This is a genomic window from Planotetraspora sp. GP83, assembly GCF_041262585.1.
Lineage (GTDB): Bacteria > Actinomycetota > Actinomycetes > Streptosporangiales > Streptosporangiaceae > JAOEGB01.
Map to the genome: position 1 here is coordinate 66633 of NZ_JBGCBZ010000026.1, position 25825 is coordinate 92457.

Genomic DNA, 25825 nt, shown 5'->3' on the forward strand with positions numbered 1-25825 from the left:
CAACCAGGAGGTGTGACTGTGAGGTCACCGCATTTCATGATGGAGCCGCACGTGAACCTGGCCTGCGCCGTACCAAACGGCAGGTACGTCGAGCACCTGCCGCAGTTGGGCGCCATCACCGGCACCGGACCGGTGATCATGGACGGCTGGGGCCGGCCGCCGGACGCACCCGGTATCGGCATCGAATGGCACCTCGACGCCGCCGGCGACCTGCGGGTGGATTGATGGAGATCACCACGCGGCGCCCGAGCCCGCCGGCTCGCGCGACCGAGCCGCCGGTCCGGTCTCGCCGGCTCCGGAACGCGCCCGCGCGCTATTGGCGTAGCCGCTGGACCGAGGCGCAGCGGTCCTGGCGGCTGTATTGGCAGCTGTACCTGCTGGTGATCGTGCCGGTGGCGTACTTCGTCATCTTCAAGTACATCCCGATCAGCAACGCCGTCATCGCGTTCAAGGACTACAACGTCGTTGAGGGAATCTGGGGCAGTGAGTGGGTCGGGTTCAAGAACTTCGAGCTGTTCTTCAGCAACCCGGTCTTCGCCACGCTGCTGAAGAACACCTTCATCCTGGCGTTCTACCTGGTGCTGGCGAGTTTCCCGATTCCGATCATTCTGGCCATCGCGCTTAACGAGATCCGCAACGGCTGGTTCAAGAGCTCGGTCCAGTTGCTCACCTACGCGCCCTACTTCATCTCCACCGTGGTGGCGGTCTCGATGACGATCCTCATCCTGTCGCCACGGCTCGGCATCGTGAACGACGCGCTCGGCCTGTTCGGGATCCCGGCGGTCGACTTCCTCGGCGATCCGAACTACTTCCGGCACATCTATGTCTGGTCCGACGTCTGGCAGACCACGGGTTACTCGGCGGTCATCTACATGGCCGCTCTCGCCGGCATCGATCCGGCGCTGCACGAGGCGGCCAAGATCGACGGTGCCAGCCGGTGGCAGCGGATCCGGAACGTCGACCTGCCGGGAATCATGCCCACCGCCGTGATCATCCTGGTGCTCGGCGTGGGGAACATGATGGCGATCGGGTTCGAGAAGGCGTACCTGCTGCAGAACGATCTGAACCTGGCGCAATCGGAGATCATCCCGACCTACGTCTACAAGACCGGCCTGGTCAATGCGGACTTCAGCATGGCGACCGCCGTCGGCCTGTTCAACTCGGTGATCAACCTCTGCCTGCTGCTGTTCGTCAACTTCGCCGCCAAGCGGATCACCGGGAAGGGACTGTGGGGATGAGCGCGCTGACGACGTCGGTCCTGTCCGGGCTGCGGCGGAAGCCGGCGGCCAGGGAGAAGGTCCGCGAGCCGTTCCGCGACCGGGTGTTCCTGGTCGTCGTCACGATCATGCTGGTGGTGATCCTGGCGCTGGTGCTGCTGCCGTTGATCTACATCGTCGCCAATTCGTTCAGCAGCGCGAGTGCCGTCTCCTCCGGCAGGGTGACCTTCTGGCCGGTCGAGTTCTCGCTGCACGCCTACGAAGTCGCCCTCAGCAACTCGCAGGTCTTGCGGGGCTACTACAACTCGCTGATCTACGCCATCGGCGGCACCCTGATCAGCGTCACGTTGACCGTCGCCATCGCCTACCCGTTGTCGCGCAAGAACTTCTTCGGGCGCAACGTGCTGATGACCGGCCTGATCTTCACCATGCTGTTCTCGGGCGGCCTGATCCCGACGTACATGGTGATCCAGGACCTCGGCATGCTGAACACCCGCTGGGCGCTGCTGATCCCCAACGCCATCGGCGTCTGGCAGGTGATCATCGCACGCACGTTCTTCGCCAACTCCATCCCGGAGGACCTCCACGAGGCGGCGATGCTCGACGGGGCGAGCGAGCTGCGATATCTCCGGTCGGTGGTGCTGCCGCTGTCGAAGCCACTGCTGGCCGTCCTCGCGCTGATGTACGTGATCTTTCAGTGGAACACCTACTTCGACGCCCTGGTCTATCTCAAGGATCCCGATCTCTATCCGCTGCAGATCGTGCTCAGGAACATTCTCATCCTCAACCAGCGCAACGTTGGCGCCACGGACGTCACGCAACAGCTTCAGCAGCTGCAGCTCGCGAACGTCCTGAAGTACGCCCTCATCGTTGTCTCGAGCCTGCCCGTACTGATCATCTACCCGTTCGTCGCCCGCCACTTCACCAAGGGCGTGCTGGTCGGCGCCGTCAAGGGCTAGCAACTCACGATTGGAAAGAACCATGGAAATACGCTCCATCAGGACGGTCGCCGCACTGGCGATCGTCACGGCACTGGGAGTCGCGGGCTGCACGTCCAGCGAGGACGATGCCAAGCCCAAGCTCGGCGCCGACGGCAAGGTCATCATCAACACGTTCGCGCAAGCCAACGCGGACCTGAATCTGGCCACGAACCCGGTCACGAAGTTGATGAGCGACAAGTTCAAGATCGAGTTCCGCTGGCAGACCACCACGTGGGACGCGGGGCCGGCCAGGGAGAAGAGGCAGATCGCGCTCGCCAGCGGCGACTACCCGGACCTGTTCATGCTGATCCCCTGGGTGGACGGGTTCTCCCAGGCCGACGTGCTGAAGCTGGGCAAGCAGGGCGTCGCGGTGCCGCTGGAGAAGCTGATCAAGGAAAACGCGCCGAACATCCAGAAGGCGCTGGACTCCAACAAGACGCTCAAGGAGATGTCGACCGCGCCCGACGGGCACATCTACGCGTTGCCGCAATGGTCGGACTGCTTCCACTGCAGTTATCCGGACAAGCTGTGGATCAACAGCGCCTGGTTGAAGAAGCTGAACCTGCCGATGCCGAAGACCACCGAGGAGCTGCGTACGGTCCTGCGGGCGTTCAAGACGAAGGACCCGAACGGCAACGGCAAGGCCGACGAGATCCCGATGACCGCCGACACGCAGGACGGCCACCTGATCGACTACCTGATGGGCGCGTTCGCCTACCCCCCGGCCGGTGCGAACAACGGCGGGCTTGGGCTGCTCACCCTCGACGGCGACAAGGTCACCACTCCGGTGAACAAGCCGGAGTGGCGCGAAGGCCTCAAGTACATCCACTCGCTGTTCAAGGAGGGTCTGATCGACCAGGCCTCGTTCACCCAGAACGCCGAGGCACTACAGGCGACCGGCAACAACCCCGACGCCGTCACGATCGGCTCGTCGCCTCTCCTGCACCCGGCCATCTTCGTGCAGCTGGGCTCCAAGGACGGCCGCGACAAGCAGTACGACGCCGCGCCGCCGCTGACCGGGCCGTCCGGTAAGAGCTACAGCGGTCTGAACTACCCGAGCTCCAGCACCTTCACCTTCATGCTGACCAACAAAGCCAGCAAGGAGGCGCAGGTCGCGGCGATCAAGATGCTCGACTACATCTACACGACCGAGGGCACCAATATCGCGGTGATGGGTCCGGAGGGCGTGGGCTGGACCAAGCCGGGACCCGGCGACATCGCGCTCGACAACAATGTCCAGCCGCTGTACAAGCGCACGCCGGGTTCTCAGGCGCCCAAGAACCTCTCCTGGGACTCGATGGCGCAGTACAACCTGACCCTCGCCTACCGCAACGCCAACGTGGTGCCGATGGACGTCTACGCCGAGGCCGGATACGAGCGGCGGTTGTTCCAGGCAACCAAGCTGTACGAGGGCCACGATGACAAGGCACAGTTCTTCCCGACCGTCTCGGTCTGGACCGACCCGAGTGCCAGCGCCGAGATCGCGACGCTGAAGACCAACCTCGACAGCTATGTCGCCCAGGGCCAGCTGGCCTTCATCACGGGGTCGAAGAACATCGACACCGACTGGGACGCCTACGTCAAGGGTCTCGACGGCGTCGGCCTGCAGCGGTACCTGGAACTGAACCAGAAGGACTACGACAAGTACAAGGCCGGCAAGTGACCCTGCGCCCAGCCGGCCGGCGCCGGCCGCAGAGCGGGCCGAGGCGGCTCCGGTGGTCGGCAACGGCCGGCTGGGCGCGACGGTGTTCGCCGGTCCAACACGGTGGGGGACGACCCGCGACCGGTACGGAGTGTGCGACAGCCGAGCGGTCGCGGCCACGACCAGCCGGGCGGCGTTCGCCCGTTTTTGCCTCCTGGTGGACGGTTATGATCGGGTTCCCGCCCCGTGACCACGACGGCCCCGAGGAGCTGCAGCCGGTGACCCTCAACCCCGCCCGCGCCACCACAGGCGACATCAGCGGCCTCGACGGCAGCCAGCGCGTGTCCGTCGCCGGCTTGTATGACGTCTTCCTCGGCGGCACGCACAACTCGGCCGCCGACCGCGCGGCCGCCGACCAGGTCCTCAAGATCAGCCCCGAAGCCCGGGACAGCGCCCTGGCCAACCGGCAATTCCTCATCGAAGCCGTCCGCCACCTCGCGGCCGACCGTGGGATCCGCCAGTTCCTCGACCTCGGGTCCGGCCTCCCGACGCAGGAGAACGTGCACCAGGTCGCCCAGGCCGTCGACGAGGACGCCCGGGTCGTGTACGTCGACAACGACCCCGAGGTCCTGCCGGAAGCGGCGGGGCTGCTCATCGATGAGGAGTTCGTCGGCTACATCGACGCCGACATGCGCGTCCCCGAAAGCATCCTCAACCACGAGACGACGCAACGTCTGATCGACTTCTCCGAGCCGGTCGCCGTGCTGATGGTGGCGGTGCTGCATTTCGTCGGCGACGACTACGACCCCCAAGGGCTCGTCCGGCGGTACATGGAGGACGTGCCGACCGGCAGCTATCTTGTGGTGTCGCACGCCTCCACCGACGAGATCGACCCGGCCGTGTGGGAACGGATCCAGGCGACCAACCCGCGGCTGACCCGCCCGCTGACGTTCCGGCCCGGCAACGAGATCGAGCGGTTCTTCGACGGGCTCGACCTGCTGCCGCCCGGCATGGTCGACGTCCCGCAGTGGCGGCCGGGCGTCGCCGTTCCCGCCGCCCGGGGCCCGCTCCGCATCTGGTCCGGCGTCGCAGTCAAGCCCTGACCGCGTCCCGTTTCCGCCGGCACCGGTGCGCCTTGCGCCGGTCGACGACGTCGAACAGGTCGGCTGCCAGCGCGTACTGCGCGGCGGCCTCCTCGCGGCGTCCCAGCCGGGCCAGGGCATCACCCGCGCGTTCCACGCACGACGCTTCCCCCTCCCGGTAGGCCACCGCCCGTGCCATGGCGCGCCCCCGCCGGGCGAGCTCCAGGCCCTCCTCGTACTCGCCGGCGCCCAGGAGCGCGGCGACCAGCCCGGTCAGGGCGAACACGACATACGACCGGTGCGTCTCCCCGGCCGCCCCTGCCAGGGACTCGGCCAGCTTCAGCGCGGCCGAGCACCACCGGATCGCCTGCCCGTGCCGGCCGTCGGCACCGGCGACCAACCCCAGGGTGCGCGCGGCGAGCATCTCGGCGTACCGGTGCCGGCCCGCGGCCAGATCGAATGCCTGTTCTGCGCCGGACCACGCCGCTTTCAGCTGCACCCCGCCGTCGCCGTGGTCGCCGTGGTCGCGGTCGGCGGCCACCGCGCAGTACGCGCGCAGCGACAGCGCCCGCGACAACGCCTGGCGGTCGGTCACCTCCTCCCAGACGCCGACGCACATGTCGAGCAGCGGGCTGGCCCGCCTCGCTCCGCCCGGCTGACGCGTGATCAGCGCAGCCACCCGGTACCGCGCCTCCGCGGCGATCCGGGCGTCGCCCGCGGCACCCGGCACGCCGGGCCGCTCCGCCGCGTGCATGATCCGCCGCCACATGTCCTCGGCCTCGCGGTGCCGGTTCTGCGCATGCAGGATGGACGCCACCCGCAACGCCAACCCGGTCGCCGGGCGGAACCGGCCCTCCTCACAGGCCAGGCGGATCGCGGACAGCACGTTGCCGACCTCGGCCGACAGCCACCGGCCCGGGTCGGCGTCGATCGCCTCCCGCGCCTGGGCCAGAGCCGGGCGTTCCCGCCTGATCGGCGCGGGCGGCGGGTGGTACGGCTCGCGCAGGATCAGCGTGTCCGCCCGCCCCACCAGCTCCAGCCACCCACTGAGCAGCCGCCTGACCGCGTCGTCGTGCTCGCCCTGGTGCTCGGCCAGCCGCTCGGCCCCATACAGCCGCAGCAGGTCATGCAGGCGGTAGCGCGGCTGGCCCACGTCGTCCACCCCGGCCGTGGCGAGCAGGCTGTGCTCGGTCAGCGCGTCCAGCAGTTCCTCGGAGCCGGCCCCCCCCATCAGCACCCCGGCGATCCAGGACGGGAAGTCACCCACCCCGGTCAGCGACACGTGCCGGAACGCCACCCGCAGGTGCTCGGGCATCGCCTCATACGATTCGGCGATCGACGCGCTGATGGCCAGGTCGCCGACCGTCAGGACCTGCAGGCGCCGCTCGGCCAGGCGCTCGGCCAGGTGCGCCAGCGGCCAGTGCCGCATGCGCTGCAGGCGGGCGCCGGCGATCCGCACGGCCAGCGGCAACCCGTCGAGCGCGTCGATGATCTGCCGGGCGGCGTCCGGTTCGGCATCGACGCGGGAGCGGCCGACGATCCGGCCGAGCAGGCACAGCGAATCATCACGGGGGAGCGGGTCCACGATGACCGGGCACGCGCCCGGCAGGCCCGACAGCTGCTTGCGGCTGGTGACGATCACCGCGCAGCCCGCGGTGCCCGGCAGCAACGCCCGCACCTCGTTGGAAGTCACCGCGTTGTCGATCACCAGCAGGACCCGCCGGCCGGCCAGCAGCGACCGCAGCAGCGCGGTCCGCTCGGCCGGGGTCCGCGGCAACGCCTCCGGAGCGACGCCCAGCGCGCCGATCAGCGCGCCGAGCACCTTCCCAAGGTCGGGCGACCCCGCCATGCCGGGCAGCTCGGCATACAGCTGCCCGTCAGGGTAGGCGTCACGCAAAAGGTGAGCCGCATGAACGGCCAGGGCGGACTTGCCGACCCCGCCTGGCCCCGAGATCGTCACGATGGGCACACCCGTGGCTGCCGTGCGGAGGAAGCCGGCGACCTGCGCGACCTCCTCGGCACGGCCGGTCCAGTCGACGACGTCCGGGGGCAACTGGGCGGGGACCACGAGCGGGTGGGCGGCCGGATGATCATCGGCGGCGAGGTTCGCGCGGAGCTGCCGCAGTGCGGCGCCGGGCTCGCTGCCCGTCTCCTGCCGCAGCGTCTCCGCCGCGGCGTCGTAGTGCCGCAGCGCGTCGGCGCGGCGCCCGGAGGCGGCAAGGGCCCGCATCAGCAGCGCGTGCAGCGGCTCCGACAGCGGGTCGGACTCCAGCTCCCGCCGCACGTCCCGGATCACCTCGCGGTGCTCGCCCAGCTCCGTCAGTACGGCGAGCAGCGACATCTGCGCCGCGGCTCGTTCCGCGAGAAGCTCGTCGCGGGCCTGCCACAGCATGCTCGGCTGGCCGGGCAGGTCGGGCAGGTCGGGCAGGCCGGGGGAGCCCCACAGCCGCAGCGCCTGCCGCAACACCGCCGCCCCCTCGCCGTGGCGTCCCGCCTCCAGTAGCGGTCCGCCGCCGGCGACCAGGCCGCGGAACTCCTCCACGTCGAGCGTGTCGCCCGGGTCAAGCACGAGGCGGTAGCGCCGGGAGGAGCCCAGCGGGATACGGCCGGGCACGGCACGGCGGGTCGTCGAGATGAGCGTCTTCAGCGACCTCTCATGCGCGGCCGGGTCGGCGTCGGGCCCCCACAGCGCCTCCACCAGCGCGTCGGCGGTAAGCCCGGGCTTACCGGCGACCAGCAGAGCGCACAGCAGACGCCGCCGGATCGGGGACAACGGGACGGCCCGGTCATCGGAGGTCACCTCGACCGGCCCCAAGATCGCAAAGCGCATGGTGGTCTCCCGCTCCGACTCCGGTGCTATGCCAGTCAGCCGGTGGGTGGGTCGTCGAGTCCGGCGCGGTTGAAGCGCTCGAGGAGAGCGGGCTTGCGCAGGTGCTTTTGGCGTAGCAGGGTGAAGGACCGGACGAACCCGTCGAGGCGGTCGCCGCGCTGGGCCACCGCCCGCAGGTCCTTGAGGAGTTCGACGGCCGCGTTGTACTCGCCCGGCCTCTTGGTGTCGATCATGGATTCGGCTCGTGACCAGGCCGCTTCCTCGTCGCGGGCCAGCTCATCCAGCCGCTTCTCGCGAGCCATGGCCCGCTCCCGCTCGCGGTTAGCCTCTTCCTCGGCCCGCTTGGACGCCGCGCGCCGCTCGCGTTCACGACGGCGTTCGGCCGCGGCGTCCAGTAGCTCGCCCACGGCACGCGCGGGGACGTCACTGGCCTCGGCCTGAGGCTTACGGCGAAATCGGCGCAGCAACTCCATCCGGACCTGGGCCGCCTGGTCTTGGACGACCCGCAGAAGCAGCTTGTCTTTCTCTCGCTGGGGAAGTTCGGCCAGCCAGGTTGCCAGCTCCCGTGGATCGTCCTGGATGGTGGTCACGGCTGGGCTGGCCTCCGCCGCGACCGCGAGCAGGTCGGGATCGAGGCGCAGGAAGTCTGCCAAGGCCTGCTGGGGCGCGCTCAGCGTGTCGAGTCCGGGGGGCACGGGTGGTTCGATTACGTCCTGTTCGCCATAGTCGAAGGCGTCTTCATCGCGTTCCCAGGTGCCGTAGGCGGCCAGCCAGGCCAGGTAGAGCGGTCGCAGATCTCCTGCGGCGAGTTCGGTTCGAACCCCCACGATGGCCGACAGCGAGCGTTCGACGTCCTCGTCCCAGTATTCCTCTTCTTCCTCGCTGGTCAGGTCGAGGATGAGGTGCTTCCCCGAGGTCCATGCCCTGACCTGATCCCCGGCGCAGTACTGCTCGGCGACCTCCAGGTTGAGAAGCGCCTGGGGCAGCCGGAGCATGACCCGGTGCGTGCCCCAGTTCGTCAGGTACAGGTGCGCGTCGTAGTAGCGCTCCATCATCCGGTTCGGGTCGCCGCGGAAATTGCCCCATTCGTATTCGTTGGTGAAGCTGGTGGCGGTGACCCGGGCCCGGGTGGACAGCGCGCGGACCTCGGCCTGCTGCTGGGCGTCCAGAGGTCGGTCGACCGCGAGAAATTCGTAGTACTGGTATTCGCTCATTGCTCACCGACACCATTGACGGTAGGCGTCGATCCATTCGGAGCCGTCAGGTCGCGGTGTCGGCAGCGGAAGGTCGAGGATGCCGATCGCCTGCCGATGCGGTCCCCGCATGCAGATCGCGACGATTCCGGTTCCTGGAAGCATGTCGATCTTCTTGACCGTCACGGTGAGGTGCTCCTCCAGCATGACGTGAAAGCCGGAGAGTTGCTCGTGCTCGTCGTAGGCGTCGACGGTGGCCTGTTCGACCAGCGCCTCCAGTTCCGCCTTCTTTGATGCCGCCATGGCGATCAATCGTAACCACGATCAATCATGCCCAAGCCGCTTTTTATGGACACGGTTGGTGGTCGATTGGCCGCATGGAGTGCGTTCCGCCGCGCGCAGTAGGGAGTCACCTGGAGTGGTGGGCAAGCATTGGTCAGAGACGCTCGCAGCCGTAGACAGCCAGACATGAGGAACCCCGCACGACCGCGTTAGCGCTTCAGGCGGGGGTCTCCGCTGCTGGGCGAGAGCGCGCCCTGAGGGATTCGAACCCCCGACCGTCGGATTAGAAGTCGGCTGCTCAAATGCCGTCTACTGCCGTGTCGTGCCGCCTTCTGCAATTCCGTCCGTCATTGTCTCAGCCAAACTGCCAGGTTATGTCGGCGCGTTCCGTGCCGTATCTCATACACGCGAGCAACCGCCGAGCAACCATTTTGGGAACCACACGAGCAATGACCGGACAACCACCGAGCGGCCACGCGACCATCACTACTGGAACTCGGTGTCCGACCCGATCGTGGCCGACGCGGATGCTTGTAGGGGAAGGTCGCGACCCCCACGCAGAAGTCGCCGGCCTGGCGGATCGCCGCGGCCCTAGGCGCCAGAATCACCGCGACAGCTCGAGGACCCGACGGGGACTTCGTGAAAGGGCTCGGCGCTCAGCAGGCCATCGAGCCGTCCGGCCGGCGGCTGAGCATCCACCTATGCTGGGTGTTCACCATGGAGAACGATCTGATCACCGCCCACCGCCTCTACTTTGACCAACTGGAGCTGTACACCCAGCTCGGCGTCGGTCTCCCTTCCACGGTCTCCTAAGAGAACATCCTCTCGCTAGCGCGAGTGATGGTCGGCAATGACTTCGAGGCCTGAGAGTGTCGGCCGAACGCATGTCCAACGCCGTTTCCAGCGGATCATGTCCGACGGGCGCGTCATTCGGTCGTTACCTGGGGTGGGGCCAGGGCTGAAGGCCCCAGCCCCTCGACCTGGATCTTCAGCACGCCGATCTGAGCAGATGGAAGGCCACCGCTGCCGGGCGAGTGGTGTTTAGCGGTAGGGGACGGGGCAGGGTGGGTGAGTCTTGTTCTTCACCTTCAGCAGGAGGAATTCGTGTCAAACGATATGTGGTCCTACGACTCCGGCGTCTACGGCGACGACAGCCTGGACATCGTCGGCTTCGACGTCCAGGCCACCGACGGCTCCATCGGCTCGGTCGATGAGGCCAGCAATGTGGTCGGCGACAGCTACGTCGTGGTCGACACCGGCCCGTGGATCTTCGGTAAGAAGCGGGTCCTGCCCGCCAGTACGGTGACCAGGATCGACCCGCAGGAGCGCAAGGTCCACCTCGCGCGCACCAAGGCCGAGATCAAGGACGCGCCCGAGTTCGACAAGGACAACTACAAGGAAGCCGGTTACCGCGACCAGGTCGGCGGCTACTACGGCCGGCTGCCCGGCGACCCCAGATAACACCTGACCAGCCGCATCCCCTTGCGCGCGGTCGGGCTCTGCCCAAGCTTCAGGGCTCACCGCGCGGCAGGGCATCTACAAAGGGAGCCTGTGGGATGCGCAGGGGGCACACGGCTGGGCCCCAGGCAGGTGACGGGACGCTGCTACAGGCTCTGCCGGCCATCGAGTGCGGACGCGGGTTGCCGCCCTGTCACTCAGCCGAACCGGCACCAATTGGGGGTCGATGGACGTGGGCGAGCTCGCTACCTGGCCGGTCAGCGACGACCTGGGCCGTCTTCGCGAGCTCGTCGACGGTTCCGCCCGCTGGGCGGGACTGTCGGATCGGCAACGCGAGGACCTCGTGCTGGCGGCCAGCGAAGCCGCCACCAACGTCCTGGAACACGCCCGCGGCCGCGGACAGGTGCGGATCTGGGCCGACGAGGAGTTCCTCAGCGTCGACATCTTCGATGATGTCGGCCAGCTCGCCCCCGACGCCTTCCCCCAGCAACGGCCCGTGCCTGGCCGCAACGGGCTGGGCCTGTGGGTGATGGACCAGGTCTGCGACGAAGCCACCATCACCCGCCTGGATGGCCGCTCACGCGTACGGCTACGCATGCGCCGCGCTATGCGCTCGGCACGAGCTTTGCTGGCCACAGCGCTCTGGTCCCCAAGGCGAGGGCGGCGGTGAACTGCCGCGGCGGAGCACCCCCGTAGGGCGATGGCGTGCTAGGAGCGAGCCAGCGCCGAGGCGCTGGTGGAAGTGTGGCGTCAGGCCACCCGATTCGATGGCCGCCGCCATGAGGCACTCGATTGGATCATGGGGTAGGTCCGCCGTCACCTGCTCGCCCGCGTGAGCCCGACCCCGCAGCCCAACTGCGGGCGCCGCAAAGCCGGCCCCTGCGGTGCCGGCACTGTGTCCGGCTGGTCATCACCCGGGCGCGCAGCCACCGTTGGAGCAGATTTACATCCCTGCCCTCGGCCTTACCCGCGGCGGGGTGTCTGCCCTCTCGGGCTTGGGCTGCGCGCAGCGGTGCGCCGGCCGCGTATTCGGGCAGGTGCGCTCTTGGCTCTGGCCCCGGGAGGACTTACTCTAAAAGAGGAGAGGGGTTTTTTCCCTTTTCGTCCTTCGCACCATCTGGGGATTGCGCACTTTGCGATCTTCGTGCCGTCCAGACCCCGCGGTGCCGAGGTGATGCGGGCTTCGTCGCCCTGCCGGTGGACCTTCTGCGTCGACGGCCAGGCCGTCCACTCTCGTGTCGGATCTTCATGTGTTGCCTGCCGAAAGTGGGCTACATGACCAACCTTGTCATCCGCACCGTGCACCATCTCGGCTGCAGCGTGCTGTCGGTGGCAGGCGAACTGGACGCTCTGTCTCGCCCGCAACTGGAACGGGCCCTGGACCGGCTGCGCGCCGAAGGGCACCAGCACATCATCATGGACGTGGCCGAGCTGAGATTCTGCGATGCCGCCGGACTGCGGCTGATGCTGCTCAGCACCCAACGTTTCTTCGAAGCCGGCGGCTGGTTCGGGCTACGCGGCGTCAACCGTCCTGTTGCGCGCCTGGTCGCTCTGCTAGGGCTGCGCACACAACTTGTCACCGACATGCCCCCCACCTACGTCCTGGCCGACGAACGCGAGCGCGTCACGGCCGGCCCAGCCGGGTGACCGGCCACCGAGCAAAGGAACCAGACCGAACAGAGCATGCGTTAGGCCGGAGCCGATGTGCTTGGATGAAGCCCAGCCGCATGCGGATCAGCCGGGACCTGCCCGGCGAGCGTCACCCGGGCTCAGATGGTGAGGGTCGATGAGCACGCAGCGCCCGGCTGCTGTGTGGGAATCGATCATCGCCGACGCCCAAGCCCAGGGCAGGCCGGTGAGCGTGGAGACGGTGTGCCACACGTGCGCGCGGACGCTTGATGCTCACGGGGTCGCTGTGGCCCTGACCGGGCCGCCCATGGGGTATGAGCCGCTGTGTGCCAGTAGCCCGGCCGCCTACCAGGTGATGGAAGCCCACGCCACCGTCGGCGAAGGCCCCGCCATTACCGCGCTGGCCGATCAGCGGCCCGTCCTGGCGCCCGATCTGGCCGACCCGGAAACGTTGCGCCGCTGGCCGGTCTTCGCCCCCGCCGCCCTCGAGGCAGGAGCCCAAGCGCTGTTCGCTCTGCCGATGATGCTGGGCGCGATCTCAGTCGGCGTGCTGGAGATCAGCCGGGCTCGCGCGGGCTGGCTGAGCCCCGACGACCTGGCCGACGCGCTCACCTTCGCCCATATCGCCCTGCTCGTGCACATCCAGCACAGTCACGGCGCCAATGGGGCGCTTTCCGGCATGCCCGCAACCCACGCCAGCCTGATCGACGGGGCCCTGATCGACGGCGCGAGCCTGGAGCGCGGCACCGGCGAACACTGGGCGCAGGTGCACCAGGCCACCGGCATGATCGCCGTCCAGTCGGGCGTCGACCTGCGCACCGCGTTCGTCCAGTTGCGCGCCCACGCCTTCGCCGCCGACCGTAGCCTGCTGCAGGTCGCCGCCGACGTCGTAGCCCGACGCCTGCGCTTCCCCGTGGAGCCCGAATGACGCACCGCGCGCCGATCGCGACAGATCCCCATCCACCGGCACTGCCAAGGTGCGGTATGCCATGCTTGATTACGCTGACCCCGAGGTGAGGCAGATGCTCGACCGAAAGATCGTCCAAACCTTCGTCGAGCTTGCCGACACCCTGGTCGTCGACTTCGATGTCATCGACTTCCTGCAGATGCTCGCCGAACGATGCGTGAGGCTCCTGGACGTCGACGCCGCCGGCATCCTGCTGGCCGATGAGCGCGGCTCGCTCACCCTGGTGGCGGCCTCCAGCGACCAGGTACGCCTGCTGGAGCTGTTCCAGCTGCAGACCGAGGAAGGCCCCTGCCTGGACTGCTACAGCAGCGGGCAGATCGTCACCTGCGCCGACCTGACCGCCGAGCGGCAGCCATGGCCGCGCTTCGCCGAGGCCGCCCAACGCGCCGGCTACGCCGCGGTCCAAGCCTTCCCGCTGCGGCTGCGCGATCAGACCCTGGGCGCGATGAACCTGTTCAGCCACACCCCCGGCGTCCCGCCGGACCAGACCAGCGCGGTCGCCCAAGCCCTGGCCGACGTGGCCACCATCGGCATCACCCATGAACGCACCCTGCGCCAGCACCAACTGGTCACCGAACAGCTGCAGTACGCCCTCAACAACCGGGTCATCATCGAACAGGCCAAGGGCATGCTGGCCGAACGCGCCCAGATCAGCGTGGCCGACGCCTTCACCGCGATGCGCAGCTACGCCCGCAGCCACAACCAGCACCTGTCCGCAGTCGCCGCCCAGGTGATCAACCAAGACCCGCTCCTGACCGACCTCCTGCAAACCCAGCACCGCACGACCGAGGACGGCCCCCGCATCTGAGCGCCCACAACCCCCGCCACCCGCTCTTCCGGCACCTCCCAGTTCCCCGGCCGCGCACGACATCCCGACCAAGCCAGACGCCCGCGATGAGTGAGCCGCGGCCAGGCCCAGGTCCGGATGAACGTTGCGCAGGAACGCCTCGACTTCCCCGTCGATGTATTTCAGGCCCTTGCCCACGAGATACCGCTGGAAGGCGCGGATGTCGATGCAGGGCCGACCGAGCGCGCCGAACATCACCTCGCCACCGTAGAACGGCGCCGGCGCTCTTTGCTTCAGCCGGGTGAACTCGCCACGCGAGATCAACCCATCACCATCGCGATCGGTCAGCTTGATCAGGAATAGCACTGCCCCAAGCGGCGGGCCGGGGGCACGCCGGTTCCCGGAGCGGCCGTGTCAGGGCAGCTCAGACGCGCTGAACGCCACCGGCATGCGGTCCCATGCCTACACGGATATAGCCGTGGCCGCCCCCGCGTTAAGCAATATCCGCTGGTCAGGCGTGCGGTGTCGCTGTCGGGCCCGTGCCGTCCTCACCGCGACGCCCCGTCCCCGGGATGTGCGATTTCGGCTACACCGGCGGCCGGCTTGCAGAAGATCAGCAGATCCTCATGAGCGAGCGCGTGGATCGGCCGGGCCGGTGGGACGTCGCTCAATTGAAGACCCAGTCCGGAGTCGCGTATGGATCGACACACCCACCCCGGATTTCGGCCGTTGGATACGGACCTCCGTCGCAGGCCGGCAGAACCGCGGCTACCCCCGGCATGCCGGTCAGGGCAGCCTGCAGCCGCGACCACGTGTGATTCGGATCGGCGAGGACCGCCACCAGGACATCGGAGGTGTCCTGCGGACCGACCACATAGACCGTGGCCCCCCGCCGCAGGGCATCGATGACCCGCTCCCGCCCCTCCTTGCTGACCGGATGGTCGCCACAGGTCGGTATCGCGCGATCGGCGGCGCTCGACCCGCAGAGGCGGACCACCATCCGGGCGCCACGAGGCATGGCGGGCAGAGCGTACCGGCCCACGAGCGTCCCGACCAGCGCGGCGAGGACCACGGCGGCGAGGACGGCACGGGCGCGGCGCGGCGGCGGCACCGATGCCACCATCGGCAGGGCCTGGGCGACGCTGGTCGTCGTTGGCAGCGGGGCGGCCGGCGCGTTAGCGGGGTAGCCGCGCAGCAGCTGTGCGAACGACCCCAGGGAGCCAGCCGATCCACTCAGCGAGTACCGCCGGCCCTGTCGATCGTAGATGTCCACCCGCCCGGGGCGGCGGCCCGCGGCCTGCTCGAAGCTCCACCCGGCGATCTCCCCGGCCGGCAGTTCGATCGCCCGCCAGCCCGCGGCTGCGAGCTCTGCCGCCAGATCCGGCAATGGTGTCGCCGCAGCACGGCCGCGGAAGCGGACATGCGCCGCGCGGATCTGGCGCATCAACCGCAGGACTCGGCCACGCCCGATCGCCGCACCGCTGGCGTTGAGCGGCGCAACAAGCGAAAGCACGGACAACGCCAGGTCAGCGGCACCACTGAGCACCGCGGTGTCCCGAGCGGTCGCCGTCAGGGTTCCCCATGTCGGCCGGGCGAAGACCAGGCCGGCGTCGTATACGAAGACCATGAACGGGACTTCGCGCTCGGCGGCGGCGCACAGGCCCGCGCTGGAGCCGACGAAGGTCATCGCACCGCCACCTGCGCCTCCGGTGAAGACCCGCAGGCGGTCAGCCGATCGAGCGCCCGGTGCGCGACGGCCTGCCAGACGGGTATCGACGCGGTCGCGACATCCGCGGTCGCGCTGACGCACAAGACGTTCGTCCCGGCCGCGACCTTGACGCCCCGCAGGGCCAGATCCACGGTGTAGACGGCGGCATCGCCGAGTCCGGTCGGGGCCACGCCGACACCACGGTCGACTGACCATCGGGCCTGCCGGCGGACGTACCGACGGGCCGCGCCCGGCGAAGGCGCACGAGCGACCAGGACGGACCCCACCCGGTTGCCGTCCACAAACAGCGATCGGACGCCGGACGCCTCGTCGGCCCGGGAGTTCGCCCCCTCACCGAGCAACTCTCGCAGGTCCTCGTCGGTGAGCAACGGGACCGATGCCCATCGCTCCTCGACCTGGAATCGCCCGGTGACGACCGGGTCCATACCTAGGACCATCCAGAAAAGACGCACCTGAGCCAGAGCGACGACGCACCCAACAACCGCTACGATCCAGGCCAGCACCGACAGAAGCAGGCCGTCGCCGCCGCTGAGCAGCACAGCTATGGAGAGCGCGCCCGCCAGGCTCGACATAATGGCTGCCACCAACCGTCGGACTACGTAGCTGCGACTACTGAGCGGATTACGTGCGCGGTCACCGGGACCGCTGGGCGCAAGGAGTGGGTCATCGTCGCCTTCAGCGGTCGGCGTCTCAGGAACGGAGGCTCCACGCGTCGGCGTCACCCCAAAGAAATACCATATGTAGCCAATCGGTCGCTATCAGCGCCGATCAGCTCCCGTCCTGGGATCGCGCCAGCAATCCTTTCTTCGATGGCTGCCAACCGTAGGAACAGCGCGGCGAGGACCCAGTGGGAGATGAACAGCGACACCTCAAGGGGGGTGGTGACCAGCCAGCGGGGGCGGTGGGTGCCGAGGTAGAAGTCCAGGACCTCGTCGTCGCAAATCTTGGTTTCCTCCTTTCGGCTGCCCGCTGGGCGGGGCGGCGCGGTGGGAGCCACCTCGGGTATGAAATCCAACAAATTGTCGTTTCCGGGACATCCGGCCGACGCTACCCCTGCCGTCATCTTTCGCAGGAGCCGCCGTCCCGAGACTCATCCCGAAAAACCCTGTCGAGACCTTGAGTTTCGGGACCTTTCCGGGACGAATCCCCGGGTGAGCTGAGACCGAGGAGACCAGCCAATATCAGGCGGACCGGAAGGGCTCTCCGCTCCCGAATGTGTCCCCAGCCGCCATCAGAGCCGGTAACCCGACAGAACGATGCTTCTTCTTCTGTCCGGTCTCCCTGACCATCCCGCCCCAGGTCAGTGCGTCGAAGCAACGCAAGCCACCAATCCGGTCCCGGTCGGCGAACCGGTGGAAGCCGCCGGGACCGTGCCAGAAGCTGACGCCTTGACCTGCGGCAATCGGGACGTCATGAGGCCAGGGCGGTGTCGGCGACTTACGCAGCCCTCTTCGCCTGATCCGAAGCCTGGCGCAGCCCCGGGCGGCGCCAGGCTTCGGCGCCGCCCGGCCAAGACGACGGACACGGCGGCGTGCGCGCGGCGCGTACCCGAAAGCGGCGACGCGTCCCGCCCCTGAGCGGTGTCCGGCTTTCCGGGCCGCGCGGAACGGCCACTTTGATTCTGTTTGGGGTGCGCCGAATTGTCGAGGCCCTAAATTGCTTCCTTGTTTCGATATTTTCTCTGGGTTAGGCTCCGAATGCACCGGTCGGGCCCGGAATGGGAACGGCAAAAGGCCGGTCCGGGGGCCGGGCATTTCCTTTATTCCCGACGGAGGGGCGATGAATTTCTGTGGCCGATGAAACGCAGGCACACCTCGACGAGGCATGGGCGGCCTGGACCGACGACCGGAGGCTCTGGGTGACCGCGCGGGGCGGTCCGGTGGGGGGAAACCTGCAGGCGCAGTGGCCGGACGGCAACTGGGGGAGCATCGGCGACTTCACCGCCGACGGAAGCGTGCTCAACAAGGACGTGCCGCACGACCGCCAGTGGGCGCGCGACACGGTGCGCCTGCGCGCCTTCAAGTATGGCGACGCCTCCGGCTACCGGCAGTTCACTGTGCGGCCGGCACTGGTCGTGACCGCCGTCTGGACGGCGGCGGGCAGACTGGAGGTGACCGCGCGGGGTGGGCCGCAGGGGGCGAACCTGCAGGCGCAGTGGCCAGACGGCAACTGGGCGAGCATCGGCGACTTCAACGCCGACGGCACGATGTCGAACCCCAACGTGCCCTCCAATTACCAGGTGAGCACCGACGTCCTGCGGCTGCGCGTCTTCAAGCCCGGCCTCACCTTCACCCCCTCGGTGGACGTCCGGGTACGCCCGCCGCTGACCGCGGTCTCGGCGGTGCGGGCCGCCGACGGGAAGCTGCAGGTGACCGCGCGGGGCGGGCCGCAGGGGGCGAACCTGCAGGCGCAGTGGCCAGACGGCAACTGGGCGAGCATCGGCGACTTCACCGCCGACGGCACGATGTCGAACCCCAACGTGCCCGCCGACTACAAGTGGGACGCGAACACGCTGCGCCTGCGGGTCCACCTCGGCGGCCGCGTGTACGACGCCGTCGAGGCGACGATCGACTTCCCGCAGCCGCGGCTCCTCGCCCTCGCGCCGTGCGTCGGCGCCGGCGACGAGGAGGTGCGGCTCCAGCTCGGCTTCCCGTTCGCCGATTATCAGCCGACCGGCTACTTCGCGCCGGCCGGCCAGGAGGTCTCCATCACCGTCTACGGCCACGCGCCGGGACTGGAAGTGCTGGTCGGCGCCCCGGGAATGGCGAACCGGGACGACCCCAAGCAGTTCGCCCCCGGCCTGCGCGTGACCGCACTCAAACCCGGCATCAACAAGATCACCGATCCGCACGGCGGCATCATCCACCTACGCCGCACCACCCCCACCGGCGAAGGCGAACCGGCGTGGCTGCTCCTGGGCGGCACCGCGCGGTCCATCCCCTACCACGTACAGGGGAAGACGACCGCCGCCCAGTGGCGCGTCATGCTGGACAAGACGACGGCCCCCGAGGTCGAGATGGTCAGCGAACGCGTCGTCATCGCCGCACTGCTGCCCACCGCCCGCCGCTACAAGGACGGCGACCCGGCCGCCACACTCGCCGCGCACCACGACGTCGTCGCCATCTCCGAGGCGGTCAGCGGCATGGACGGCAGCACCCCGGTCCACGCGCCGCCCACGCTGCGGCTGTACGCGGTGGAGACGAGCAGTGCCGCGCCCCCACACGCGGCGTCGGGGTACATCGGCCTCCCGCACGAGGATCAGCCCGGCTACTTCATGAACGCGCTGCTTTCCGAGGCAGCCCGCAACTCCTGGGTCATGCTGCACGAATACGGCCATCACTTCCAGCAGGACACCACCTACGGCGACCCCGAGGGAATCACCGAGATCTCGGTCAACCTCTACGCGCTGGCCGTCAACCAGAAATTCCACAACGAGCGCACCGACGAATTCCCGGGACGCTGGCCCGGCACCCAGAAATACCTGGCCCTGCCCCGTTCGGAGAAGAAATTCGGGGCGGGCGACTCCGATCCTCAGGCGATCTTCGAGCAGTTGCGGCTCGGCCTCGGGCCGGGTTTCCTGCCCGCCTGGCACAAGCACGTCCGCGCCGTGCACGGGAACACGACGAGCACCTACGAGCGCAAGAAGTGGTTCGTGGTCTCGGCCTGCACCGCCGCCGGCCGCGACCTCACCGGATTCTTCGCCGACTGGGGCCTGCTCAAGGAGAGCGAAACGGACATCTGGGACGCCGTCCGCGCCCTGGCCCTGCCCAAGCCCGACACCGACCTGACCAAGATCCGCCCCTATACGTGACCCGCCCGGGCCCGGCGGCCCCGCCGCCGGGCTTCCCGCGTTCAGGCGTCGGGGCGCGGTGCTGGACGAACTCGACCGGCAGAAGGAGCGTGGCCAACGCGGCGCGGCCACGAACGCGCGAGATGATCAAGATCCTGTGGAGAACCTCCGCGCCGTCGGGCTGAGCGGTCAGGTACGCCAGCCGACGCAGCCTTTGCCGAAAGGTCTGGGCGTCATCTCTGATGGTGCCGGAGTAGGCGGGCGTACATCACACCATCTATCCGACGGCGAGCATGCTCTTCGACGATTTTGACGGACTCATCAAGAGCATGGGACTGGCAGAACAACAACATCGGCTCTGTCCCGTAATCGGTGGTGGCGCTGAGTGATCTTCATTGCAGCAGGATGCGGTGGCGCAGGAGGTCGAACCCAGCCCGGCCGTGCATCTGCCGCATGATTCTCTTCGTTCGCGTGTTGACGCCTTCGGTCCGGCCGTTGTGATGTGGCAAGGTGATGCCGGCATTCACAGCCTCGCGGTCGAGCTCGAGGCCGTTGACGAAACCGTGCAGGTGGGGCAGGTTAGCGGCCCGGGCGTCGGTGAGCCAGGCGGCGAGCTTGGCGTCGTTGCCCGCGGCCGGGGTGAGGAGTTCCGCGAAGGTACGGACCAGGTGAGCGAGCTCGGCCAGTTCGGGGCACGTAAGGGCGAGTTCCTGCAGCAACGCGGTGTCGGCCTCACGTAGCCTGTCGGGGCGGGTGAGCAGTGTGATGACGGGCCGATCGCCCTCGGCTCGGCCTTGGGTGATGTAGCGGTAGAGCAGGTTGAGGCTGCCCGTGTACCCGAGTTCCTTGATCTCGTGGAACAGCTGGAGGACCGGGACGGCCGGCTCGGCGGCGCGCCGCTCCCGCAGGTGATCGCGGTAAGGATCGACGAGGGTGGGCCGGTAGCGTGGAGCGCGGCGCAGGGCCTCGGGCTCACGGGTGCGGGCGTAGCGCTTGACGGTGTTCAGGGACAGATTGAGACGGCGTGCGCATTCCAGCAGGCCAACGCCCTTGTCCAGCAGGTCGTGGATCTGCTGCCGGCGTTCGCGGGTGGTCTGCTCCCGGACACATGCGGGCCGAGCCGGGTTGACCGTGGCCCAGCAGGAGCTGTGGGAGCGGACCTCAGCGAGGGTCTTGTCACAGAGGTTTTCCACACGTGCCATCTGTCGCTGACCTGTGTCGCGTGGGGCAACGCCCTGCGGATCGCCTCGCCGTAGGCACCCGACCCGTCCCGGCAGACGATCTCCACTCCGGGGTGGGCACGCAGCCACGCCTCAAGGGCGTCGGCGCCACGGCCGGGGAGAACGTCGATGCGCTCGCCGGTTTCGGCGTCGGTGAGGATGGTGGCGTATCGGTGGCGCCGTTTGAGAGCGAAGTCATCGACCCCGAGCACTCGGGGGACCCGCGGTGGCGGCAGCGGCAACCGCATGAGCAGCCGCAGCGCGGTGGACCTCGAGATCGCGACGTCCAGTGCCTGTGACAGGCGAGCGCCCGCCCGGCCCGCGAGCTCTCTGGCCACCGCTCCCAGTTGGCCGGTGAGCCGGTTGGTGCGGCGCTGGTAGCGCTCCAGCAGCCCTGGAACCTGTTCACGGAACGTCTGCCGTGGGCACCCCAGCGTCGGGCAGACCAGGCGTCGTACTGTCACCGATACCACCACTGTCCGCCCGTCGATCGGGACGTCCGTGACCGTCCGGCCGTAGAAGCCGTGCACACGGCTGGTCAGCACCCCGCACACCGGGCAGGGCACAGGCTCATCCCGAGTGCGGGCCATGACCCGAATGAGGTCGTTCTCGTCCACCACATCCTCAATGACCAGGTCAGACAGCCCCGAGAACACCACGCCCACCAGATCGTTGATCTTCAGCACACCCCAAGCTGGCAGATGATCACCCAACGCCACCACCGATTACAGGACAGAGCCGAAAAGTTGACACTCCCGTCACAAAGCCGCTTGCCGAGGAGTGTGACCAACGCCGGTGTGCCGGTTTCAGCTGGCGTAGACGGTGCGGGTTTCGAGGTAGGCCTGGAGGCCGTGGATGCCGAATTCGCGGCCGAAGCCGGACATCTTGAAGCCTCCGAAGGGGCTGGTGGGGTCGTCTACGATCTGATTGATCATCACCCGGCCGGCAAGGATGCGGTTGGCGACCTTGCGGGCGCGTTCCTGGTCCTGGCCATAGACGTAGGCATGGAGTCCGTATTCGACGTCGTTGGCGATGGCGACCGCCTCGTCGTCGTTGCGGTAGGTGATGACCGACAGGACGGGGCCGAAGATCTCTTCCTGAGCGATGGTCATGTCGTTGGTGACGTTGGTGAAGACGGTGGGCTTCACGTAGTTGCCGGCCTCGAAGCCCGCGGGCTTGCCCTCGCCGCCGACGAGTACCTCGGCACCCTCTTCGATGCCCTTGCGGATGTAGCTCTGGACTCGTTCGTAGTGTCCGGCGGACACCATGGGCTGGATCTGGTCGCCGATCTTGAGAACCTCGACGCCTGCCTTGATCGCGGTCTTTGCCTCGTCGAGGCGGCTCTCGGGGACGAGGATGCGGGTTCCGGCGATGCAGGCCTGTCCGGTGTTCATCAGGCCGGCCCCAAGCGCGAACCCGATCGCGTCCTCCATGTCGGCGTCGTCGAGCACGATGGTCGGTGACTTGCCCCCGAGTTCCAGCGTGACCCGCTTCATGGTCTCGGTCGCGTCGTGGTTGATCTGCTTGCCGATCCGGGTCGAGCCGGTGAAGGAGATCTTCTGCACGTCGGGGCTGCGAGTGATCGTGTTGCCGACGGTGGCGCCGGGGCCGATGACGACGTTGATGACACCAGGCGGCAGGGCGGCCTTCTCGAAGCACTCCATGAGGATCTGCGCCTCGAGCGGGCTCAGTTCGCTGGGCTTGATGACCACGGTGCAGCCGGCGGCGAGCGCGGATGCGGTCTTGCCGCAGACGAACCAGGGGTTTCCGTTCCACGGGGTGAGCAGGCCGGCCACGCCGACCGGCACCTTGGTGATGGTGGCGTTTCCGTTGGTCTCCTCAAAGGTTTCCGGCTTGAGGAGGTCCTGGACGAGGACGAAGAAGTCGCGAGCCTGGCCGTCGATGTAGCCGGCGAAGAAAGCAGGGGCACCGTATTCGGCGACGGTCATCGCGACCAAGTCGTCCATGCGCTCGGTCAGCGCGTCGGCGATGCGCTGCAGGTACTGCCTGCGTTCGTCCAGGCTGGTCGTGGACCAGGCGGGGAAGGCGGTCTTGGCCGCGGCGATGGCCCGTTCGGCGTCCACGGCGTCGCCAAGCGTCGAGCGTCCGATGAGTTCACCGGTCGCGGGATTGTGGATGTCGACGGTGTCCTGGCCGTGCGAATCGACGAAACGGCCGTTGATGAAGTGCTGACTGACGGATTTCATGGTTGTGCTTCCTTACTGTTTCGCGCGGGCCCGGGTGCGTCCCTTGGGCCGGGGCTGGTTCCGGTTATCGGCTCGCGGGGTCGTGCTCGACCAGGTCGTGCGGGTTGTCGATGCGGGGGAGGGTGTTGAAGAAGCCGTCCTCCAGGCGGCGGTGAACGATCCGCCACCCTTGCGGGCGCCGTTCCAGGCGGTCGTGCCACAGGCCGGTGTGAATGACGTTGGCGTTGCCGTCCCGCGTCTCATGGGTGTGGAAGAAGGGCGAAATCGCGGTCGCGGTATCGCCGTCGAGCGTGACCGTCGCGTAGCCCTCACGGTGCTGCCACAGGCCGAACAGCCGGCCCAGCCCCTGGTCGCCTCTGCGGTCCTTGCCACGCATGAAGTCGACGTACTCTTCCAGGCCGATCTCGGCACTCAGCCCCACGTCGGAGGCATCAATCACGGCGTCCGGGGCGAAGACCTCCGCCCACTGGGCCAGCATGTCCTGGTCCTCGTTGTCGCCCTGATGCAGGTCCTGTCCCAGGCCATACCGGGCGATCACATCCTGGATCGCAATCCGGTCCAGCACATAGCGGACATCGGATTCCACGGTCATGACTCGTTATCCTTTCTTGTGATGGGCGTCTGAGCGCGCGGCCGTCACGTTAGCCATCCGCAGCCGTTGGCGTGAGCCGCCGGCGCCGACAGGCCGCGATCACAGCGGTCCGCGTTCAACGCGCACTGTTCGGCGTTCCTGGCCGGTTTCGTGCGCGCCACGATTCGTTGCCAGGCCGCGAAGGGGACTGGCCCGGCGGTCGCCCGGCTGCGGAAGGGTACGCCGACTCCCCGCCAGCGGATTATTCGCGTGTGCCTGATGGTCAGACGGCCAGGACGATGCGGCCGGGTACCTCGCGTGCCTCCAGCCGGCGGTGTGCCTCTGCCGCGTCGGTGAGCGGGAGTTCGTCGACGCGCTGGGTCAGCCGGCCCGCCGCGAGGAGGGAGACGACCTGCTCGACCGCCGGCCGTGCGGCGGAGGGGTTGTCCTGGAGGTAGGGACCTACGGCGAAGCCGAGCATGCCCGCGTTCCTGATCCACAGTTCGTCGCCGGTGAGCGGGATGTCCAGGTCGCGGGCGGCGTGGCCGAGGAGCAGGATGCGGCCGAGCGGCGCCAGGACGTCGAGGGTGGCGGTGCGTACCTGGCCGCCGACCGGGTCGACGACGACATCGACCGGGCGGCCTTCCAGGGCCTTCACGAACTGGTCACTGGTGAACACCTCGTCGTAGTCCAGGTGTGTGGTGTCAGCGATCCTGGCCTGCGAGGAGACGGTACCTGTGATGTGCGAAGCGCCCAGTGAGCGGGCGACCGCGGGGAAGGCGGCGGCCAGGCCGCCCGCCGCGCCGTGCACCAGCACCTTCTCCCCCTTGCGCAGGTGTGCCACGCGGGTGAGCGCCAGATACGCCGTGGTCGCATTCGGCAGGACCGCGACAGCCTGAGCCGGGTCTACACCGCTGCCCTTGAGGGACACGGTCATGGCAACGTCGGCCAGGGTCACCGTGGCGTATCCGCCCAGTGACATCTGGGAGAGCGTCACGACCGGTTCGCCGATCTGGAATTCGGTGACGCCGTCGCCCAGTTCACGGACGGTTCCGGCGACCTCCAGACCGGGCACGAAAGGCGGCTGGGGGTATCCGGCCCGGCCGGCCATGTCGCCGCGGCGAAACAGGACGTCGACCAGGCCGACCGCGGCGTGGCTGGTGTCGATGGTGATCTGTCCCGGGCCCGGCTTCGGGTCGGGCTGCTCAACCGGAACCAGGACCCCGGGTCCACCGAACTCACTGATGGTCATCGCATGCATTGAAAACTCCTGCTTCGTACTCTGCGGGTGTGATCACCCGCCCCAGGCCGGGGCGGTCGCCGGGCGCCCGCGAAGAGGCCGCTGGGCCTGCGGCCCGCCCGGCAGAGAGCCGCGTCCGTGCTCGGCGCGCCCTGCGGGCGTTGGCTCCGTGCAGTTCTCGCGCCGCCGACACCTGACAGTAACGCAATGCCATTGCGTTGTACAGCGCAATGGCATTGCGTTGTACTGTTGCCGCATGTCAGAAGCCAGCACCTTTCAGCGGGCCTACTCTCGCCGCCATAAGCAGCAGCGGGCCGCCGACCTCATGGAAGCGGCCCGTACCCTCGGTGCCCGGGACGGCATCCGCGCGGTCACCCTGACCGCGATTGCCACCCAGGCCGGCGTCCACGCCTCAGCCGTACGCCGCTACTACGCCTCGCGCGAAGAGATCCTGCTCGCCCTCGCCGAGGAGGGGTACGCCGACTGGTCCCAGGACATCGCCGTGCGCCTGGCAGGCCTCCAGCGAGTCGCCTCGACCGAACTGGCCGGCATCCTCACGGCCTCGCTCGCCGAGCGCCCGCTCTTCTGCGACCTGCTCACCCACGTCACCCTGAGCCTCGAACGCGAGGTCTCCTACGAGCGTGTACACGCCTTCAAGAGCGTCGCCATCGTCGCTGTGGGAGCCCTTACCGACGCCATCACCGCAGCCAGCACACTCGACAAGGCCCAGGCCGGCGACGTGATCATCGGGATCATCGCGATGACCGCATCGCTGTGGCAGGCAGGCCACCCCGCCGAAACCCTCACCCGCCTCTACGCCGAAGAGCCCTCCATGGCGCACATCGGCATCGACTTCGAACCCACCCTCACCCGCCTGACCACCGCTCTGATCGACGGAATGGCCCATCCCCAGCAACGCTCAGCCCGAATTCCCAGCCTTTGAACACCGCGAAACCGCCCCCGGCGGATCGCGGCGTAGAGCTCAACCTTCGAAGGGGGCA

23 protein-coding genes and 1 pseudogene are annotated in these 25825 nt (G+C 68.2%); 14 read left to right on the top strand and 10 right to left on the bottom strand.

The window, feature by feature from the left end; genetic code table 11:
- The first annotated feature begins 18 nt into the window (after positions 1 to 18).
- The 5 genes from ABH927_RS29035 (at position 19) to ABH927_RS29055 (ending at position 4942) form a co-directional block, all read left to right on the top strand.
- On the top strand, positions 19 to 225 hold the full coding sequence (locus ABH927_RS29035) for a hypothetical protein (protein WP_370026773.1): 207 nt from the start codon (positions 19 to 21) through the stop codon (positions 223 to 225).
- Positions 225 to 1238, top strand: a complete 1014-nt coding sequence (locus ABH927_RS29040; RefSeq protein WP_370026775.1) for an ABC transporter permease — start codon at positions 225 to 227, stop codon at positions 1236 to 1238. The genes ABH927_RS29035 and ABH927_RS29040 overlap by 1 nt, the downstream gene beginning before the upstream one ends.
- Positions 1235 to 2176, top strand: a complete 942-nt coding sequence (locus ABH927_RS29045) for a carbohydrate ABC transporter permease (protein ID WP_370026777.1) — start codon at positions 1235 to 1237, stop codon at positions 2174 to 2176. The genes ABH927_RS29040 and ABH927_RS29045 overlap by 4 nt, the downstream gene beginning before the upstream one ends.
- Positions 2177 to 2198: 22 nt before the next feature.
- Entirely contained in the window at positions 2199 to 3860 is a 1662-nt protein-coding gene (locus ABH927_RS29050) for a hypothetical protein (RefSeq protein WP_370026779.1), read from the top strand.
- Between the two features lie 206 nt (positions 3861 to 4066).
- Complete coding sequence (locus ABH927_RS29055) at positions 4067 to 4942, top strand: SAM-dependent methyltransferase (protein WP_370026780.1); 876 nt, start codon at positions 4067 to 4069, stop codon at positions 4940 to 4942.
- Here ABH927_RS29055 and ABH927_RS29060 read toward each other — a convergent pair.
- Genes ABH927_RS29060 through ABH927_RS29070 form a run of 3 tightly spaced genes read right to left on the bottom strand, consistent with a single transcriptional unit; the run spans position 4932 to position 9247 of the window.
- Entirely contained in the window at positions 4932 to 7751 is a 2820-nt protein-coding gene (locus ABH927_RS29060) for a BTAD domain-containing putative transcriptional regulator (RefSeq protein ID WP_370026781.1), read from the bottom strand. The two genes, ABH927_RS29055 and ABH927_RS29060, sit on opposite strands and share 11 nt — an antisense overlap.
- A 35-nt stretch (positions 7752 to 7786) precedes the next feature.
- On the bottom strand, positions 7787 to 8965 hold the full coding sequence (locus ABH927_RS29065; protein WP_370026783.1) for a hypothetical protein: 1179 nt from the start codon (positions 8963 to 8965) through the stop codon (positions 7787 to 7789).
- 3 nt (positions 8966 to 8968) lie between these two features.
- Positions 8969 to 9247 (bottom strand): hypothetical protein, encoded by a 279-nt coding sequence (locus tag ABH927_RS29070; protein WP_370026817.1) that lies wholly within the window; start codon positions 9245 to 9247, stop codon positions 8969 to 8971.
- 618 nt (positions 9248 to 9865) lie between these two features.
- Here ABH927_RS29070 and ABH927_RS29075 point away from each other — a divergent pair.
- From ABH927_RS29075 to ABH927_RS29105, 7 genes are all read left to right on the top strand, one after another.
- Positions 9866 to 10039, top strand: a complete 174-nt coding sequence (locus tag ABH927_RS29075) for a hypothetical protein (RefSeq protein WP_370026784.1) — start codon at positions 9866 to 9868, stop codon at positions 10037 to 10039.
- Positions 10040 to 10330: 291 nt separating this feature from the next.
- Positions 10331 to 10687 carry a PRC-barrel domain containing protein gene (locus ABH927_RS29080; RefSeq protein ID WP_370026785.1) on the top strand — a complete coding sequence of 119 codons (357 nt, stop codon included), beginning with the start codon at positions 10331 to 10333 and terminating at the stop codon, positions 10685 to 10687.
- 229 nt (positions 10688 to 10916) lie between these two features.
- Positions 10917 to 11354: an ATP-binding protein gene (locus tag ABH927_RS29085; RefSeq protein ID WP_370026786.1), complete on the top strand. Its 438-nt coding sequence runs from the start codon at positions 10917 to 10919 to the stop codon at positions 11352 to 11354.
- Between the two features lie 605 nt (positions 11355 to 11959).
- Positions 11960 to 12331 (top strand): STAS domain-containing protein, encoded by a 372-nt coding sequence (locus tag ABH927_RS29090; protein ID WP_370026787.1) that lies wholly within the window; start codon positions 11960 to 11962, stop codon positions 12329 to 12331.
- A 139-nt stretch (positions 12332 to 12470) separates the two neighbouring features.
- Entirely contained in the window at positions 12471 to 13241 is a 771-nt protein-coding gene (locus ABH927_RS29095) for a GAF and ANTAR domain-containing protein (protein WP_370026788.1), read from the top strand.
- 61 nt (positions 13242 to 13302) lie between these two features.
- Entirely contained in the window at positions 13303 to 14088 is a 786-nt protein-coding gene (locus tag ABH927_RS29100; RefSeq protein WP_370026789.1) for a GAF and ANTAR domain-containing protein, read from the top strand.
- A gap of 117 nt (positions 14089 to 14205) precedes the next feature.
- A complete protein-coding gene (locus tag ABH927_RS29105; protein WP_370026790.1) occupies positions 14206 to 14430 on the top strand; it encodes a hypothetical protein in 225 nt (74 codons plus the stop codon).
- A 304-nt stretch (positions 14431 to 14734) separates the two neighbouring features.
- On the opposite strand, the gene ABH927_RS29110 is transcribed toward ABH927_RS29105, so the two are convergent.
- The 3 genes from ABH927_RS29110 to ABH927_RS29120 all read right to left on the bottom strand — a co-directional run bounded on the left by ABH927_RS29110 (position 14735) and on the right by ABH927_RS29120 (position 16793).
- Positions 14735 to 15754, bottom strand: coding sequence for a hypothetical protein (locus tag ABH927_RS29110; RefSeq protein ID WP_370026791.1), 1020 nt, complete (start codon positions 15752 to 15754; stop codon positions 14735 to 14737).
- Positions 15751 to 16368, bottom strand: coding sequence for a hypothetical protein (locus tag ABH927_RS29115; protein ID WP_370026793.1), 618 nt, complete (start codon positions 16366 to 16368; stop codon positions 15751 to 15753). The genes ABH927_RS29110 and ABH927_RS29115 overlap by 4 nt, the downstream gene beginning before the upstream one ends.
- A 146-nt stretch (positions 16369 to 16514) precedes the next feature.
- Positions 16515 to 16793 (bottom strand): hypothetical protein, encoded by a 279-nt coding sequence (locus ABH927_RS29120; protein WP_370026794.1) that lies wholly within the window; start codon positions 16791 to 16793, stop codon positions 16515 to 16517.
- A gap of 792 nt (positions 16794 to 17585) precedes the next feature.
- Between ABH927_RS29120 and ABH927_RS29125 the strand changes: the two genes are divergently transcribed.
- Positions 17586 to 19607 (top strand): M60 family metallopeptidase, encoded by a 2022-nt coding sequence (locus ABH927_RS29125; RefSeq protein WP_370026796.1) that lies wholly within the window; start codon positions 17586 to 17588, stop codon positions 19605 to 19607.
- A gap of 371 nt (positions 19608 to 19978) precedes the next feature.
- Here ABH927_RS29125 and ABH927_RS29130 read toward each other — a convergent pair.
- The 4 genes and pseudogenes from ABH927_RS29130 to ABH927_RS29145 form a co-directional block, all read right to left on the bottom strand.
- Positions 19979 to 21462, bottom strand: a pseudogene (locus ABH927_RS29130) (ISL3 family transposase).
- Between the two features lie 150 nt (positions 21463 to 21612).
- Positions 21613 to 23013, bottom strand: a complete 1401-nt coding sequence (locus tag ABH927_RS29135) for an aldehyde dehydrogenase family protein (RefSeq protein WP_370026797.1) — start codon at positions 23011 to 23013, stop codon at positions 21613 to 21615.
- A 64-nt stretch (positions 23014 to 23077) separates the two neighbouring features.
- Positions 23078 to 23605 carry a nuclear transport factor 2 family protein gene (locus tag ABH927_RS29140; RefSeq protein ID WP_370026799.1) on the bottom strand — a complete coding sequence of 176 codons (528 nt, stop codon included), beginning with the start codon at positions 23603 to 23605 and terminating at the stop codon, positions 23078 to 23080.
- Between the two features lie 262 nt (positions 23606 to 23867).
- Positions 23868 to 24836: a zinc-binding alcohol dehydrogenase family protein gene (locus ABH927_RS29145; RefSeq protein ID WP_370026801.1), complete on the bottom strand. Its 969-nt coding sequence runs from the start codon at positions 24834 to 24836 to the stop codon at positions 23868 to 23870.
- 244 nt (positions 24837 to 25080) lie between these two features.
- Here ABH927_RS29145 and ABH927_RS29150 point away from each other — a divergent pair, with 244 nt between their 5' ends.
- On the top strand, positions 25081 to 25767 hold the full coding sequence (locus ABH927_RS29150) for a TetR family transcriptional regulator (RefSeq protein ID WP_370026802.1): 687 nt from the start codon (positions 25081 to 25083) through the stop codon (positions 25765 to 25767).
- Positions 25768 to 25825: the final 58 nt, after the last annotated feature.